The sequence below is a fragment of the Streptomyces sp. NPDC006733 genome (genome assembly GCF_040636125.1).
Lineage (GTDB): Bacteria > Actinomycetota > Actinomycetes > Streptomycetales > Streptomycetaceae > Actinacidiphila.
In genome coordinates, this window is the sequence record NZ_JBEYJD010000009.1 from 46,872 (window position 1) to 62,985 (window position 16,114).

Here is a 16,114-nt window from a genome sequence, read left to right on the forward strand (position 1 = left end):
GAGCAGGTTCCCGAGGTTGTTGGCCGCATGGGTGTCGCCGGCGTCGAGGGCCTGGCGGTAGTACGTCTCGGCCTCCGCGACCCGCCCCAGGTTCGTGAGCAGGTTCCCGAGGTTGTTGGCCGCATGGGTGTCGCCGGCGTCGAGGGCCTGGCGGTAGTACGTCTCGGCCTCCGCGACCCGCCCCAGGTTCGTCAGCAGGTTCCCGAGGTTGTAGGCCACTGCGGGGTTAGCCGAGTGGGCAAGAGGGAGCCAGGCCGCTTCGGCGATGTGGGGCGCTACCGAGTAGGCGTGGACGCCGACGGTGAATCGGTCGGAGGCGTCCGCCGCATGGGTGAGGGCCGCTTCCCACACGTCCTCAGGGATCGCCGTGAAAGTCTGGTCGACGAGGTAGTCGAAGACCGTCCAGGCGCCGGGATCCGCAGTAGGCAGCAAGAGGCTGGTAACGCCGTAGCGTACGTCACCGGCCCAGGACAGGGCCTCGTCAAGGGATTCGGGGCGCAGCAGTGGGCCGCCCGCCTGATCGAGATAGCTCTGGTGCAGGGCGGCGAGGACGTCCAGGTGATACGGGGGGCGGAGTCCGGTGCGGGTGAGGTCGACGGCGGCAGCGACCAGGGCGGCGCCGCGGGGGTGGCCTCCGGCCCGGTTGGCGCGGCGCCATTGGTGGAGGAGGGCGGGGCCTGCTGCGAGGTACTCGGCGATGCCGTAAGGGCCGTGGTGGGTCAGGGCGTCGATGACTCGGCTGTCGTCGCAGTCCGCAGCCCGCGCCAGTTCGCCGCCGGTCCACAGCCGCTGCAGTTCGACGGGCTCGGTCAGGTTCAGCACGCGTGCCCCGACCGCCAGCGCTCGCTTGGAGGACGCTGGGTCGTGCGGGCTGTCCTGGTCATGGGCTTGGGGGTTGAAGGTGTCGTACTGCTGGGTGCGCATGGTGGCCACCACGGGGATCCGTAGACGGACCAGTTCGGCGAGCAGGGCCGGTTCCAGTTCCTGGGGGCCCACAAAGTTCTCCAGGTCATCCAGCCACACCACACACGCCACCCCCGTACGGGCGGCAACGTCCACCGCCCAGGGCACGTCTTCCCCGCAGGCCGGTGCCAGGATCCGGTGGTCGGGCAGGACGGCACGTACGGCTTCACATGCGGCGCGGGTCTTGCCCGCGGTGGAGTCGCCGACCACCAGCACCAGGCCACCGTGTTCGGCGGCCTGCATGATCCGCTCCCGCAGGAGCGTGTCCTGGTCCCGGGCAACGTAGGGCGGCACGGCGCTGCCGTCGTCACCAAGCCGGGTCCGATGGGCGCCCGCGGCCAGCGCCTCCCAGGCTCGGGCGAGCGGCCAATTATCCGGATCCTGCAAGTACCGCGGTGTACGCGCCCCACCAGCGGTGATGGTGATCGGCCCGGAGATATCCCGGGCTATGACGACGTTGTCCTGGTGCCCGCCGGAGATGCTGCTGGCGACGTCGCCGTCGGAAGACGCAGCCACGCCGCTGTCCCTAGCTCGTGGGACGGGCGGGCGGAGTGCCGAAGGTCATCGGCCCGGAGATGTCCCGGGCTACGACGACGTTGTCCTGGTGACCGCCGGAGATGCTGCTGGACACATTGCCCTCGCCGGTCTGCTGGGCGGCAGCTTCCCGCTGCCAGGCCGCGAGCGCATGGGCGAAGTCCGGGTCAGCCTGCGCGCGGGCGGTCAGGATCACCGCCAGCGCCCGCGCCCGGTCCGGGTCGGCGGGGGACTGCGCGAGGGCGGCGAGCTCGACCCGACCAGAGACGGGCTCCACCGCACCTTCCGGCGTGGCCGGCCGTGGAGTGCGCCGTATCAGAGCGGTCAGCGAACTCCACATCTGCTGCCCCGCACCTCCCGCAGCACCACCCGCCACGGCCAGAAGTAGTGCGACCGATACCGGATCCATAACCCACCCCTCGCCGTCAACGCCGAACTCCATGCCGTAACAACGCTACGAGGCCCAAGACACCCAGGAGTGAGGAAGGCCGTTCTGTCACGAGACGGAGACATACACATGCTCGGCGGCACCAGAAGCCGGCGCCCGTCCAGGAGAACCGAGATCCGCAGCCGCACCGGTCGATCCGCAGGCTCCGCCGGTCAATCGAGTTTCTGAAGGCCATCCTCCGCAGGGCATACGTCTCAGGCCACGGCGCCGGTGCCGCAGACCCCCGCAAGGCTCTGCGGCACCTCCAGCGACACCACCCCGCGCTGCTGCCCGGACCAGAAGGGCGCGTACACCTGGCGGTGGCGGGCCGGGCCGGACCCCTTCACCCGCACCTCCGCGCCCAGCGCTCACGGGCTCGACACGCTCACCCGCACCGCCGGTCTCGCCGCGTGACGGCCGGTGCGGTCCGTGGGCCGCCACGAGGCAGTGCTGCGCGCCGTCACCACCGCAGTCGTTCAGGTGCGGGGCGGGCGGGCCGCGGTTTCGAGGTAGAAGGTGTCGATGCTCTGCACGGCCCGCTCGAACTCCTCCAGGTTGACCGGCTTGGCCACGTAGGCGTTGGCGTGGCTGGTGTACGCGCCGGTGACGTCGTCCGGGGCGGTGGAGGTGGTGAGGACCACGACGGGGATGGTCTGCAGGTCCTCGTCGTTCTTCAGGACCTTCAGCAGGTCGCGGCCGTTCATGCGGGGCATGTTCAGGTCCAGCACGATCAGGTCCGGGCGCACGCTGTCCGGCCCGCGCAGGTACTCCAGAGCCGCGACGCCGTCGGTGACCTGGACCAGGTTGCGGGCGCCACGCTCGGTGAGGGCTTCCTCGATGAGCATGGCGTCGGCGACGTCGTCCTCGACGAGCAGGACGTCGAAGGCGCGGGCGGGGGTGGTCATCAGCGGTTGCTCCGTGGGTTTGTCGTCTGAGTGGTGGAAGAGCCCCGGCCAGCGGCGGCGGGCGCCCTGGCGGGTCATACCGCAGGCGTCGCCGATCTGCGGGTAGCCGGCCCCCGCGCGGGCGGCGTCCACGGCCGCGTCCCGCTGGAGCCGTTCGGCGGCCTGCTGGAGCTGGTCCAGCGCATGCAGCAAGGCCAGCGCCTGCGCCGGCTCGCCGATCGCGGCAGACACCGGGTCCTGGAGCAGTTGGCGGGCCAGGCGCTGCGCAAGGGCGTTGACCCCCGCGTCCGCGAGGGCGGCCGTCTCCTGTGGGGAGGTCCGCAATACGAAGTTCTTGCCGGGCATACCCGGCACTTTAAGCCCTTGCGGGACCCCGTGACAACAATCGTTGTCCAGGCTCTAGAGTGTGCACGCGGCGCCCCACTCACGGTGGCTGTCACGACGAGGAGTGCACACGATGACCGGCGGCAAAGGGCAGTTGCGCGGGCGGGGGCTGTCCACCTGGACGACCCGCCGATGGCTGCGGGTAGGGGCGACCGCGGCCCTGGTACTGCTGACCCTGCTCGGGGCCCTGGGAGCCTGGGTCCTGGGCCGGACCGGATCGCTCAGCACGGAGCTGGTCGACCGGCGCTCTCCCGCGCTGTCTACGTCGTTCATCTTGGAAGCGGCCCTGCTCAACCAGGAAACCGGCATCCGCGGCTACGGCCTCACCGGCACCCCGGACTTCCTGGACCCCTACCGGCAGGGCTTGACCGAGCAGGCGGAGAACACCGCCCGCCTGACCGAACTGCTGCACGGCAAGCGCGCCGCTCAAGGCGACTTGCAAGCCGTGCAGGACGCCGTGACCCGCTGGCAGGAGCGCATCGCCCGCCCGGTGGCGGCCACGCCGTCCGGCACGCCCTCACTGCTGGCCATCGAGCAGGCCGCGCAGGGCAAGGCGGACTTCGATGCCATTCGCGCCGCACTGACCCGGCTGCAGGATCGTCTGCGAGCGGAGCGCGCCCAGGCGCGGGACGACCTGATGGCCACCCTCGCCCTGCGGAACTGGGTGTTCAGCGCGATCGCCGGCGTGATGGTGCTCCTGGCGGCCCTGGTCTTCGAGGGCTTGCGGCGCGGCATCAATGTGCCGCTGGAGCGGCTCGGGACCGATGCGCGGACCATCGCGGGCGGTGACTTCGAGCACCCCATCACCCCGACAGGACCCGCGGACCTGCGCCGCCTGAGCGGCGAGATCGACTCCATGCGGCGGCGCCTGGTCCACGAACTGGCCTTCACGGAAGAGGCTCGGCTGCGGCTGGACGCCCAGGCCGCGGACCTGCGGCGGTCCAACGTCGAGCTGGAGCAGTTCGCCTACGTGGCCTCGCACGACCTGCAGGAGCCGCTGCGCAAGATCTCCAGCTTCACGCAGCTGCTCCGGCGGCGCTATGCGGGGCAGCTGGACGCGCGGGGGGATCAGTACATCGATTTCGCGGTCGATGCGGCGAACCGCATGCAGACCCTCATCAACGACCTGCTCGCCTTCTCCCGTGTCGGCCGGCTCCGCAACACCCACCAGTGCCTGCCGATGGAGCAAGTGGTGGAGCAGACGTTGTCGGCGCTGAGCGTCAGCATCGAGGAGGCCGGCGCCATCATCACCCACGACGCGCTGCCCGAACTGGTCGCCGACCCCACCCAGATGGGGATGCTCTTCCAGAACCTGATCGGCAACGCCGTCAAGTTCCACCGCCCGGGCAAGGCCCCGACGATCCACATCAGCGCGGCGCGCGACGACGACCTGTGGCGGTTCTCCGTCACCGACAACGGCATCGGCATCGCCCCGGAATACGCCGAGCAGGTCTTCGTCATCTTCCAGCGGCTGCACACCAAGGACGTCTACAGCGGCAGCGGTATCGGCCTGGCGATGTGCAAGAAGATCGTCGAATTCCACGGGGGCACCATCGCCGTCGACCCCGACTACCGCGACGGCACCCGCATCACCTTCACCCTGGCACCCGAACCACCCCAGGTCACCAGCCTGGCCACCGAGCCCCTGGCGCTTCAGGCCACCGCGGAGCAGGCATGACCGCCCCGCTCCCGGTGCCCGCGCCAGCCCGCGAGCGGGCACGATGAGCGCGGCGACGGCGGACGGGCCGGCCCCGGGCTCCGGCGAGCCGGTCTACCGCATCCTGCTGATCGAGGACGATGCGGGCGACGCCCTGCTCGTCGAGGAACTCCTGCACGACACGGCGCTGCGCTTCGAACTGACCACCCGGACCACCCTGGAGGCCGCTCGCGCCGCACTCGCCGCCCAGCCCATCGACTGCGTCCTGCTGGACCTGCACCTGCCCGACGTGGCGGGCACCGCCGCCGTCACCGCCGTGCGCGCGCTGTCCCCGCACACCGCGGTGATCGTCCTGACCGGGCTGTCCGAGGGGCAGGCCGGTGCCGAAGCGATGGCCGCCGGCGCGCAGGACTACCTCGTCAAGGGCAAGGTCGACCCGGAGCTGCTGCACCGCGCGGTGCGCTACGCCGTATACCGCAGCCGGACCGAACGGGCCAACAGCGACGCGCAGGCGACCCGGCTGCGGGCGGAGGAGAACGCCCGCCTGGAGCGGGGGCTGCTGCCCCAACCGATCCTCGACACCTCCACGGTGACGGTGACCTCCCGCTATCTGCCCGGCGCGGCGATGGCCCTGCTCGGCGGGGACTTCCTGGATGTCGTGGAGGGAGAGGACGGGCTGCTGCACGCGGTGGTCGGGGACGTCAGCGGCCACGGCCCGGACGCCGCCGCTCTGGGGGTCTGTCTGCGCATCGCCTGGCGCTCCCTGGTGCTCGGCGGACACCGCGGAACGGACCTGCTGCACCTGATGGAACGCATCCTGCTCGCGGAGCGGGGCAGCCAGTGGCTGTTCGCCACCTGCACCCTGCTCACCCTCGACCAGGACGCCGCCACCGCCACCTTGCACCTGGCCGGCCACCACGAGCCGCTGCTGACCACCCCCGAGGGCACCCGGGAACTGACCACCGCCCACGGTGTCGCCCTGGGCATCGCCCCGGGGCTGTGCAACTGGCCCCCCACGGTCGTCCCACTCCCGACCCGCGGCGCCCTGACGCTGTACACCGATGGCCTGACGGAGGGACGCAACGGGCTCGAGGAGGAGCGCCTGGGCGTGGACGGGCTGCTCGTCCTGATCGCGCAGCTGCCGGCGATCAGTCCGGCCGCCCATCTCGACCTGCTGATCAGCAAGACCCACGAACTGAACGCCGGACGCCACTCCGACGACCTGGCCGTCCTGCGCCTGGACTGGGGCCACCTCCCCACCCGTCCCTGAGGCTGCGCAATTGCGCCCCCGGCCGCAGGACGCTCGGCCCTGAATCCGGTGGCGCGGTGCGCTTCCCTCACGCCGGGGGAGCGGCGCGCGCCGGCAAGGGATCCGCTTCCCGCGTGGCCGGTTGGGCCATCGTCGTGCACGCCATCGACGTCACCGGCGCGGCGCTGCCGTCAGGGTGCGCACCGCCTCCACCGTGGCCTCACCCCCGCATGGGCGCCGACCGGGAACGATCACACCCGTGCGATCGTCTACAGTGTTGTAGACGTAAGTTTCGGCGACGGTTCACCCGCGCAGGCGGGGTGCCGGACCCGCACGGCGAGGGGGTTGCGGCGAGGTGCTCGCGTCATGAGAACGGCCGAGGCACGACAGCCCACGTCGTCCACCCGCTCCTCCGTTGTCTGGATCACCGGAGTGGCCGGCGGCGCCGGCTTCGCCCTGCTCGCGATCCTGGTCGGCGCCCGGCACGGTGCCCTGCTCCCCGGCGATCACGCCACGCACGTCTGGGCGCTGACCCACCGCCCCCGGGGCGCGCTCACCGCGGCCCGGTGGATCACCGCGACCGGCACCGGGGTGTGGCCGTACGCGATGGCGCTGGCCGCCGGCATTCTCGCCGTGCGCGACCGCCGGCAACGGCTGTACGCGGCCGGAGGGGCGCTGGCGTTCCTCGCCCTCGGCCAGGTCCTGCGGACGGGGTTGATGCAAGTGATCGGGCGGGCCCGTCCGCCCACCGGGGACTGGGCCACGCACGCATCCCGCTTCGCTTTCCCCTCCGGACACACCACCACCTCGGCCATGGCCGCAGGCCTGCTCGCGTGGGCGGTGCTCCGCCGCTGCCGGCCGGCGGCCGCCCGCGTGGCCGTCGCGCTCCTGGCGTGCTGGGCCGTCCTGGTCGGCTGCACCCGGATCTACCTCGGCGTGCACTGGCTCACCGATGTGCTCGCCGGGTGGCTGCTGGCCGCTGCCTGGATCAGCCTGGGCACGGCCGTCAGCGCGGTGTACCTCCCGCGCCGGCCCGCGGACGGCACGTCGCCCGGCGGTGGATCGTAAGCGGCAGAGCGACCACCTCCTGGGGCCCGCGACCAGCCGAAGGCCGCGCACCGCGCCCTCGTGCCCACCGCCGTTCCGCCGTGCACTCCTCGGGTCAGGTGCCGCCGCTGCGCGACGCCGACGGGCGGCCGCCGGCGACCTGCAGGGGCGCAAACCCACGCACAGCCGACGTGCCTTGCGAAGGCGTCCGCGTGGGGAGCGGCCGATGCACTGGAATCCGCGGCGGCGGAGAACAGGGGGACTGGTCGGCCGGCACCGTGGCGTCAAACGCGCCGGGCGAGCGGCTGGAAGAGGAGGTCCGTATCGATTGCTCAGCCGAGCGTCCCCGCGGCACGGGTGCGGCGCCGACGGGTCCGGAGTCCCGTACCGGACTCCCGCTCGCGTATGCGGTGCGCGGGCCGTTCCGCTCAGGGGGCGCAGGGCGCCGTGGCGCAGGCGGTTCACCAGGGGGGCGGCGAGGCGGCGCGCGCCCCCGGCGGTGGCGACTCCGACGGTGCCTCCGACCACGAGAGCGACCACGACGTCGTGCGGGTAGTGCGCGCCGACGTAGACCCGGGAGGCGGCCATCACCAGCGCGGCGAGCACGCCCAGGCGCCAGCTGACGAGGAACAGCGCTGCGGCGACGGCGGCCGCGACTGCGGTGTGGTTGCTGGGAAAGGCGTAGTCGTTCAGGGGCGGGCACTTCTCGATCAGGAAGTCGCGCGGCAGTGCTCGGCACGGGCGGGGCTCGGTGAAGATCGACTTGATGCCGGTGCTCACCACAAACGCCAGCACGCAGGCGATCGGGGCGGCGAGTGCTGCCGCCATCACGGCCGGGCCCTGGCGGCGGGCGAGCCACCAGCCGGCCAGCAGGAACACCGCGAACAGGGCGATGCCGTAGGTGGTGTAGGCGAACATCGGCCCATTCAGCCAGTGCGTGTGGCGGGCGAAATCGGTGGCGTCGCCGTACAGGCCGCCGTCGATCGACGCCCCTTGCAAGCGTTGCATGGGTGCGGTCGATGTCGTCATCACGTGACGGCCTCCGTGGTTCTGGCGCCCCGGCAGACAAGGCGGACTGTGCAGCGGGCGCCCGCATGGCGGTGGGGCGACCAGTACCTTGACGACTACAGCCTTGTAGACGATAGCGGGTGCCGTGCGGTTCCACGACCTGGCTCCTTCGGGCAGGTCAGGGGTGAGTCTCGTGCGAGGCGAGCAGCGCGGTCGCTGGCCAGCGCGCCGGGCAGGATCCCCGTACGGGCTGCGGTCCGGCGGGGGAGCGCCGACGCTCTCATGCGGCGGTCAGGCCGGCTGGACGTGGTCGAAGAGCGCGAGGGCCTCGGCAGGGTCCGGGCTCACCAGGCGTTCCAGCCCGGCCGTGGTGATCTGCGCCCACCGGCCGGCCCGCTCCCACATCCGCTCCTCGAAGGCGCGGACCGTCGCGTCCAGGTCGCCCGGCCCGGTGGCGATGGCCTCGGCGAGTTCGGCGCCTTCCAGCATCGCGAGGTTCGCGCCCGCCCCCAGCGGGGGCATCAGGTGGGCGGCGTCTCCCAGCAGCGTCACCCCGACCACGTGGGTCCAGGTATGGGACACGGGCAGCACGAAGAAGGGGCGGTGAACGAACGCGGTGCCGTGGCGGAAGAGGTCGAGGACGGGAGCGGCCCAACCGTCGAACAGCGTCAGCAGGCTCGCTCGCACGGCCTCCGCATCGGCCAGATCCAGGTGGGCGTGCCAGTCCAGCGGGGCGCGGAACTTGGTGTACACCTTCACGTGGCCGCCGCTATTGCGCTGGGCGACCAGGCTGCGGTTCACGCCGTACACCGCCACCGAACCGTCGCCGATCAGCCGGGCGAGGTCGGGGTGGCGGGTGTCGACGTCGTCGATCGAGGTCTCGATCGAGGTGACGCCGGTGTAGTGCGGCGCCACCGAGGAGACGGCCGGACGGACGCGGGACCAGGCTCCGTCGGCGCCGACCACGAGGTCGAACGTCTCCTGTCGTCCGTCCGCGCCCTCGACCCGTACGCCCTCCCCGCTCCCCGGTACCACCTGCGTCACGCCCCGTCCCCACTGGACTGCGAGCGGACCGAGCAGGAGGTCGCGCAGTTGCCCGCGGTCGATCTCCGGATTGGACCGGTCCTCGGGAGCGGGTCGCCAGTCGCGCAGAACGGTTCCGTCCGTGTCCAGGATGCGCATGGCCTGCCCCTCGGGGCGTGAGACCGCCTGGAAATCCGTCAGCAACCCCGCCTTGTCCAAAGCGCGTTGGCCCAGGCCCTCGTGCAGGTCCAGGGTGCCGCCCGGAGGGCGGGCGTCGGGGGCGGGATCGCGTTCGAGGACGGTGACGGGGTAGCCATGGCGGTGCAGGACGCGGGCGAAGGTCAGGCCGGCGGGGCCGCACCCGACCACGGCGATACGGTGTCTCATGGCGATACACTGTATTTCTCGACGCCCCTGCAACGCAACGGAACGGTGTGACCATGTCTGTCTGGGACCGGCCGGAGCCGCCCACTCGCCCCGTGCCCCTTGACCGGGAGCGGATCGTCGCCGCCGCCGTCGCGCTGGCCGACGGGGGCGGCCTGGAGGCGGTGTCGTTGCGCAAAGTCGCCGCCCGGCTGAACGCCGGCCCGATGCGGCTGTACGGCTACATCGCCACCAAGCAGGAGCTGTTCGACCTCATGGTGGACGCGGTCCAGGCCGAGATCCTCCCCGAGGAGCAGCCCGGGGATTGGCGGGAGGCGCTGCGCGGCCTCGCCCACCGCACCCGGCAGGCCGCCCTGCGGCACGAATGGCTGGCCGACCTGCTCGGCGGCCGCCCGGCCTTCGGCCCCAACGGCCTTGCCCTGGCCGAGGCCACCTTGACCGCTCTCGACGGCCTGGCCGACATCGACACCGTCATGCGCATTGTGGAGACGGTCAGCGCCTACTTCACCGGCGCGATCCGACGCGAGATCACCAACCTGCGGGCTGAGCGCGCCACGGGCCTGTCCAAGCGGGACTGGCAGCGCGCCGCCGGCCCGCATCTGACGAAGATGTTGGCCACCGGCCACTTCCCGGCACTGGCCAAGGCCGTACACGACGCCACGGAGGTCAACGCCGAGGCGTCCTTCGCGACTGGCCTGGACTGGGTCCTCGACGCCGTGGCCGCCCAGATCAGCCGGCCGTCAGCGTGACTGTCGCCCCTCGCCGCAGGTGAGCGATGTCGGGCCAGCCGCCACGAGCCGTACCGACTTGCGCCACCACCGATGCTCCGCGGTACGCCCCAGAGCGCTGTCACTTCGCCGGACACGAGACGGCGGCACGCGGCGCCGGTCGTCCACCGAGCCTGGGAATGTATTTCGCGTACTTCGCCGCAGCCTGCGTGGAACGCAGTACGACAGTCCCATGGTCGCCGGGCCCCGCGTCGGCACGGGATGGTGTCCCGTCACCCGCCGACCAGAACGACTTCATACTGGAAGGGCATGAGGTGATCGTTTCTGCAACCCGGACCGCCTATTCTGCAGGTGGCCGCTGAGCATGCAGCGGTAGGACAGTCTGACGGCTGTCCCTCGGTTCCATCGCGGAGGCAGTCGTTCGGTGTCAGCGCACGTTAATCCTACTGTTGAACGACGCCGCGTGGGTGCGGAGTTCCGCAAGCTGCGCATGATCAGAGGTCTGACAGCTCGGCAAGTGGCAAAAGAGTTGCTGGTCTCGCAAGCGAAAATCAGCCTCTTGGAAAACGGCCGCCGCAAGGTCAGTTCACGCGATGTCCGCGACCTCTGCGAGCTGTACCGCGTCGAGGACCCGCACATGGTCGAGGCGCTGATGCGCATGGCCGAAGCCTCGGGTCAGTCGGGCTGGTGGAAGGAGTACGGAGAAATCCCGCACAGCGCCTACCTCGACCTCGAGACCGACGCTGCGGCCCTTTACTGCTACGAATCCCTGATAATTCCCGAGCTGCTGCAAACTCCCTCCTACGCCCGTGCCGTCATTGCAGGAACGATCCCGCACTCCACGCCGGAACAGATCGACACCTGGGGTCACGTCAGGTCGCTGCGCCGGAGGCGGATCGACACTCCGGACCGCCCGCTGCGCCTGTCGATTGTGCTGGACGAGTCAGCCCTGCTGCGCGTGGTCGGCGGCGGCGACATCATGCGGGAGCAGTTGGAGCAGCTGCTCGACGACGGCCTCCGGCCGAATGTCACCGTACAGATCCTCCCGCACCACGTGGGAGCGCACCCCGGCATGGCGGGGCGATTCGCGATCGTCCACTTCACGGATGCCTCGGACCGCAGCACCGTGTATCTGGAGGGACCGACGAACGACCGCTATCTGGAGAAACCCTCGGACGTGGAACGCTTCAACGTCATCCACAAGCGATTGCAGACCAGGGCACTGGACCCGGTCGCTTCCGGGCAGCTCATCACCGAGGCCCTCAAGTCCCATATCGGCGCCGGGTTCACAGGCCCAACCCCACACAAGGCCTCGCCGGCGAGCTGAGGCTCATGGGCGAAGAGACGCCTCGGCGAAGCCTTCCCGCGTGCGTGTCGCCTTGTTGCGCGGCGTCGCAGTGCCGGGGGCGCCTGCTCGCCGCGGCGGTGCAAAGGGGAGGCGACGAGGACCGGCCGCGCACCGCGATGAAGGCGATCACCCTGCTGGTCCGCGCTCCGGCAGGGTGATCGGGATCAGATCAGTGGTTCGACCGGTGGCCGCCGGTCTCGCCCCCCGGGGTCATCGCCCAGGGGGCCGCCGACGGCACCTCCGGTCTCGCCGGGTGGATGGTCAGCCGCCGACGTGGATGCCGGGGCGGCGCTCGGGGTCGGGTTCGTGTTGGCGGATGATCTCGCGGGTGACGGGTGCGGTGTCGCCGCGGCCGAGCAGGAAGTAGCGGATCATGTGGACCAGCGGGCTGCCTTCCGCCCACGCGAAGTAGCAGTGGGGCTTGACGCCGGTGGCATTCCGCAGGGCGAGCAGGATCGTCGCGATGGCGTTGGGGGCGGCCGGAGCACTCGCGCGCAGGATCCGATAGCCGTCGACCTCGACCCCGTGAACGGTGAGGGTCTCGCTGAAATCGGACGGGTCGACCACATCGATCTCGAGGAACAGCACGTCGGCGGGGCCGGGCACCGGGTTGGTGCCGCGCTGTTCGCGTTCCTTCTCGGCGTACTCGGCCCGGTCGCCTGTCTGGCGCCGGTTGGCGATGATGTTGATCGCCTGGTCGTGGGCGAGGGTGTCGGTGATGAACTGGCGGGCGGCCGGGTCGAAGGCGATGCGCTCGGCGCGCAGTTCGGTGGTGCGCGAGATGCGCGAGATCAGAGAGACGACGATGATCCCGGCGATGAAGATGCCGGAGATGACGATGCCGTTGGGCTTGTCGACGATGTTCGCGATCAGCGCGTAGAGCAGCACGGCCGTGAGCGCGGCGAACCCCGCGGTGGCGGCCCGTCGGCGGCGGCGCAGGGCGGAGACGGTGACGGCGAACGCGCCGGAGACCATCATCGCGAGGATGCCGGTGGCGTAGGCGCCGGCCTGGGCGTCGACGTCGGCGTTGAAGGCGATGGTGATCAGGACACACAGGGCTGTGTAGACCAGCACGACGGGGCGGACCGCGCGTCCCCATTCGGGAGCCATGCCGTAGTCGGGCAGATAGCGCGGGACGATGTTGATCAGGCCGGCCATGGCGGAGGCGCCGGCGAACCACAGGATGAGGATGGTGCTGACGTCGTAGACGGTGCCGAACGCCTCGCCGATGTGTTCGTGCGCCAGCCAGGCCAGCGCCCGCCCGTTGGCGGCCCCGCCGGACTCGAACAGCTCGTGGGGGATCAGGACGGTGGTCACGAAGCTCGCGGCCAACAGGTACACGCTCATCACCAGCGCGGCCGTCGTCAGCAGCTTGCGGGCGTTGCGGATCCTCGCCTGCAGTTGCTCTTTGGGGCTGGCGCCCTCGGCGGCGATCAGCGGCATCATGCTCACCCCCGTCTCGAACCCGGACAATCCCAGGACCAGCAACGGGAACGCCAGCAACGCGGGCTTGAGGATATGACCGAAGCCGCCTCCGCCGTCGGTCAGGGCATGCGTCCACGCCGTCCAGGCTCCCGGGGTGGTGAACACCTGCACCAGACCCACCCCGATGACCACCGCGTTGAGCAGCAGGAACACCGCGACCAGCGGAATGGCGACCTTCACGGCCTCGTTGAAGCCGAGCAGGAACACCCCGCCCAGCAGCAGCAAGAGCACCACGGTCAGACCCACCTCGTGCCCGTGCAACGCCGCAGGGAAGAAGGGGTTCTCCACGACATGCACCGACGCGTCGGCGGTGGACAACGTGATGGTGATGATCCACGAGGTGGCGACGAAGCCGAGCAGGACCAGTACGAACAGCTTCCCCTGCCAAAACGGCAGCAGATCCTCCAGCATGGCCACCGACCCGGCGCCTTGTGAGCTCTCCTTGGCGACCCGTCGGTACATCGGCAACATCCCCACCAGCGTCAACGCGACGATCAGCAGCGTCGCCAGCGGCGACACCGCCCCCGCCGCCAGCGCCGCGATCGCCGGCACGTACGCCAGGCTGGAGAAGTAGTCCACCCCGGTCAGGCACATCACCTTCCACCACGGGTGCTGCTCGGCGTGCCCCTCGCCGGTCGCCGGCCCGACCGGCTGGACCCGGTGCCGCAGCATCCACCCCGCCAGGCCCTTCGTCGGCGGCAGCCGCAGCGCGGGAGAGTCCACTACCTCCGGCACCGCCAGATCCTTCTGACGTTCCATAACCCCGATAACCCTTTCCTTCGACCCGGCACAGCGCCCAGTCACCCGGCGCCTGCGAGAGCCCGACGATCACCCAGTGCGCGACCCTCCCCGTAGTACCCCGTCAGCGGCGATGTACGTAACGGCCGGCGCGGCCAAGGGTGCGGATCCGCCCGTCGTGCGCGCGGCCCCGGCCGAGAAGACTCCCATGGCCGCCTGACCCGGACATACGGCGGGTGGCTCTGGGGGACTCGACGAGGAAGTTCCCCAGCAGTTGGGGCCAGCTGATCGGATTGATCATGCGGTTGACCTGAAGGTAGAGCTTTTCCGGGTCGACCGGGGTGAGCGCTGAACCGGATACGGGGTTGCCCGCGTCGAGCTGAAGGGGCAGCGCGCCCCGTTCCGGTGCGTTGGCCTCGGCGAGGAACGCCAAGGGGTGCAGGTCCACGCTGCACATCTGCCGGGCCAGGTCGTCGTGGCCGGCACCGGTGCTCACGCTCAGGGTGCCGGATACGGGCACGCGCTCCTGGCGACCGTGGGTGTCCAGGACGAATTTCTCCGCTGGCGATCTCATAGCGCTGGACGAGGCCGTACATCGTCTGCAGTGCCTGGCTGAGCAGGGCGCCGGACTCGGTGGGGAACGGCAGGTCCATGCTGCTGTGCTCCTGGGGTGGACGGGCGGCGTGGCGCCGGGGGCCGGCCGTTGGTGACCACGGGGCTGTGAGCGGTACCCGGGCGTGCATCACGGTCCCCCCGGCGGGTCATGCTGCCGGGCTCGGGAACCTGGCCGGATCGCGACGCTCCAGCCCCTCACTCGAACGAGCGAACGGTGCCACCGCCCCGTCAGGATGGCCCGCACCGACCCACGCCTCACGAGGGATCCCAGGACGGCTTCGGTGATGCGGACCGCATCCCTTGTGGTGGTCGTGTTTGCGATGCGGGCGCGGGCCTGGGTGACGGGGGCCGGGAAGCCCCCAGCAGCAGGGGTGCGGCCTGACCGGCGGAGAGCGGATCCGCTCCGCGGGGCCGGCGGTACGCCGTCATTCAGGTTCGGATGCGCAGTCCTCGGCAAGATCGCGCCACTTGGACGCCAGCGCCCGGAGGCCGTCCGCCGTGATTCGTGGGCAAGAGGCGCGGGTGGGCCGTTCCCCTGAACCTGTCCCTGGGTATAGCTATGAGTAGCGGAAGTGCGGCAGAATATTACCCAAAGTAATCGAGAATCATGCGAGAAGAGACAGCGTGCGAACGTACGACCGGTGGGCGCCTGGCGCCCCCGTCCGACCTCGAGCAGCGGGACCAGGCCCGGCTAGCCCTGCACCGCACCCGCTGTGACTTGATCGCCCTGTACCAACGGCTGCCCCCCTACGCTGTTCCCACCGCGGCCTGGCGCGATCCCGATGGGACGCTGCACGCAGCGTCGTTGGGCTGGAGCGAGGCCGAGCAAGCGGCGGTGGAGAAACTGCTGGACCGAGAGCGGGAGCTGTGGTCGATCATTGGCACTGACCCGTTCCGGCCCACACCGGCCCGGAACGGGCAACACGCGGCGGGGGCATCGTCGTTGATGTTGTAGCCGTCGTAGGTGGTCCTGCCGGCCGGATCGGCAAGCGGGACGCATTCCCGGTCGAGCGGATCCGGCTGTCCGGGTGGCCCCCGATGGGCTGGTGCGGCTCCGGTGACTGCGCTCCCTCGCTGGCCGACTCGGAACACGCAGGGCGCAAGCGCGGTCCGGCTCGCGGGGCCGGGTACGCGGCGGCCGGTGAACGGGAACCGGTGACCATGAACAACGAGCCCGGTGAGCACCCGCCCCTATGGATCAGAGGCCCTCCGGCGGAGGGGCCGGGCTCACTCCGTCACGGCCGGTGGGTCCACGTCCGTCGACTTCGGCGATGCTTGTTCCCTTGCATCGGCCGGATCGGACGGGGCCCAACCAGAGCCGTCCGATCCGGCCGACGTTGTCGTGACAGGGGTCGGGCGGGCGCCGCCGACAGCGCCCGCCCGTGCCGGCGGTGGCGCCGATGCGCAGGAAGCCCCGGCGGTCTGCCCGGGCTCCCCGGCGCCGGCGGGCACGCGGGCGGTCCGTTCTGACCGCCCGGGATCGGGTGGCCGGACAGGGTCCGCCCAGTGCGCCCCGGCCGCGGGGACAGGGCCGCGCAGAGCGGCGTCCCTTCTGAACGAAGAATCGTTTCTCTGGCGCCGGTCACGACCAGCGTGCATCGCCGACGGGCGGTGCGGTG

Annotated in this window: 12 protein-coding genes and 1 pseudogene; 6 read left to right on the forward strand and 7 right to left on the reverse strand. The window is 70.9% G+C overall.

Going from position 1 to position 16,114, the window contains the following annotated elements; genetic code table 11:
* Together ABZ721_RS10550 and ABZ721_RS10555 are read right to left on the reverse strand one after the other, a co-directional pair.
* On the reverse strand, positions 1-1,479 hold a 1,479-nt coding region (locus ABZ721_RS10550), incomplete at its 3' end, for a tetratricopeptide repeat protein (protein WP_358788231.1).
* 10 nt (positions 1,480-1,489) lie between these two features.
* Positions 1,490-1,774 (reverse strand): hypothetical protein, encoded by a 285-nt coding sequence (locus ABZ721_RS10555; RefSeq protein ID WP_358788232.1) that lies wholly within the window; start codon positions 1,772-1,774, stop codon positions 1,490-1,492.
* 381 nt (positions 1,775-2,155) lie between these two features.
* Between ABZ721_RS10555 and ABZ721_RS10560 the strand changes: the two genes are divergently transcribed.
* Positions 2,156-2,338, forward strand: a complete 183-nt coding sequence (locus tag ABZ721_RS10560; protein WP_358788233.1) for a hypothetical protein — start codon at positions 2,156-2,158, stop codon at positions 2,336-2,338.
* A 62-nt stretch (positions 2,339-2,400) separates the two neighbouring features.
* Here the strand turns inward: ABZ721_RS10560 and ABZ721_RS10565 are convergent, their stop codons facing one another.
* Positions 2,401-3,174, reverse strand: a complete 774-nt coding sequence (locus ABZ721_RS10565) for a response regulator (protein WP_358788234.1) — start codon at positions 3,172-3,174, stop codon at positions 2,401-2,403.
* Between the two features lie 112 nt (positions 3,175-3,286).
* On the opposite strand from ABZ721_RS10565, the gene ABZ721_RS10570 reads away from it, so the two are divergent.
* The 3 genes from ABZ721_RS10570 (at position 3,287) to ABZ721_RS10580 (ending at position 7,187) form a co-directional block, all read left to right on the forward strand.
* Entirely contained in the window at positions 3,287-4,891 is a 1,605-nt protein-coding gene (locus ABZ721_RS10570) for an ATP-binding protein (RefSeq protein WP_358788235.1), read from the forward strand.
* A 43-nt stretch (positions 4,892-4,934) separates the two neighbouring features.
* On the forward strand, positions 4,935-6,140 hold the full coding sequence (locus ABZ721_RS10575) for a SpoIIE family protein phosphatase (RefSeq protein ID WP_358788236.1): 1,206 nt from the start codon (positions 4,935-4,937) through the stop codon (positions 6,138-6,140).
* A gap of 345 nt (positions 6,141-6,485) precedes the next feature.
* Positions 6,486-7,187: a phosphatase PAP2 family protein gene (locus ABZ721_RS10580; protein WP_358788237.1), complete on the forward strand. Its 702-nt coding sequence runs from the start codon at positions 6,486-6,488 to the stop codon at positions 7,185-7,187.
* A 489-nt stretch (positions 7,188-7,676) separates the two neighbouring features.
* Here ABZ721_RS10580 and ABZ721_RS10585 read toward each other — a convergent pair.
* Together ABZ721_RS10585 and ABZ721_RS10590 are read right to left on the reverse strand one after the other, a co-directional pair.
* Positions 7,677-8,195: pseudogene (locus tag ABZ721_RS10585) on the reverse strand (phosphatase PAP2 family protein); the annotation flags it as partial.
* A gap of 270 nt (positions 8,196-8,465) precedes the next feature.
* Entirely contained in the window at positions 8,466-9,584 is a 1,119-nt protein-coding gene (locus ABZ721_RS10590) for an NAD(P)/FAD-dependent oxidoreductase (protein ID WP_358788238.1), read from the reverse strand.
* A 53-nt stretch (positions 9,585-9,637) separates the two neighbouring features.
* Between ABZ721_RS10590 and ABZ721_RS10595 the strand changes: the two genes are divergently transcribed.
* On the forward strand, positions 9,638-10,330 hold the full coding sequence (locus ABZ721_RS10595) for a TetR/AcrR family transcriptional regulator C-terminal domain-containing protein (RefSeq protein WP_358788239.1): 693 nt from the start codon (positions 9,638-9,640) through the stop codon (positions 10,328-10,330).
* A 442-nt stretch (positions 10,331-10,772) separates the two neighbouring features.
* Entirely contained in the window at positions 10,773-11,636 is an 864-nt protein-coding gene (locus tag ABZ721_RS10600) for a helix-turn-helix transcriptional regulator (RefSeq protein ID WP_358788240.1), read from the forward strand.
* 282 nt (positions 11,637-11,918) lie between these two features.
* On the opposite strand, the gene ABZ721_RS10605 is transcribed toward ABZ721_RS10600, so the two are convergent.
* Entirely contained in the window at positions 11,919-13,901 is a 1,983-nt protein-coding gene (locus ABZ721_RS10605; protein WP_358788241.1) for an amino acid transporter, read from the reverse strand.
* A gap of 103 nt (positions 13,902-14,004) precedes the next feature.
* Positions 14,005-14,376: a hypothetical protein gene (locus ABZ721_RS10610; protein ID WP_358788242.1), complete on the reverse strand. Its 372-nt coding sequence runs from the start codon at positions 14,374-14,376 to the stop codon at positions 14,005-14,007.
* Between the last annotated feature and the right edge of the window lie 1,738 nt (positions 14,377-16,114).

What these genes read in the sequence shown, in the direction of transcription:
- ABZ721_RS10565 (WP_358788234.1), bottom strand. Translation starts at nt 3,174, where the DNA reads ATGCCCGGCAAGAACTTCGTATTGCGGACCTCCCCACAGGAGACGGCC.
- ABZ721_RS10570 (WP_358788235.1), top strand. Translation starts at nt 3,287, where the DNA reads ATGACCGGCGGCAAAGGGCAGTTGCGCGGGCGGGGGCTGTCCACCTGG.
- ABZ721_RS10575 (WP_358788236.1), top strand. Translation starts at nt 4,935, where the DNA reads ATGAGCGCGGCGACGGCGGACGGGCCGGCCCCGGGCTCCGGCGAGCCG.
- ABZ721_RS10580 (WP_358788237.1), top strand. Translation starts at nt 6,486, where the DNA reads ATGAGAACGGCCGAGGCACGACAGCCCACGTCGTCCACCCGCTCCTCC.
- ABZ721_RS10590 (WP_358788238.1), bottom strand. Translation starts at nt 9,584, where the DNA reads ATGAGACACCGTATCGCCGTGGTCGGGTGCGGCCCCGCCGGCCTGACC.
- ABZ721_RS10595 (WP_358788239.1), top strand. Translation starts at nt 9,638, where the DNA reads ATGTCTGTCTGGGACCGGCCGGAGCCGCCCACTCGCCCCGTGCCCCTT.
- ABZ721_RS10605 (WP_358788241.1), bottom strand. Translation starts at nt 13,901, where the DNA reads ATGGAACGTCAGAAGGATCTGGCGGTGCCGGAGGTAGTGGACTCTCCC.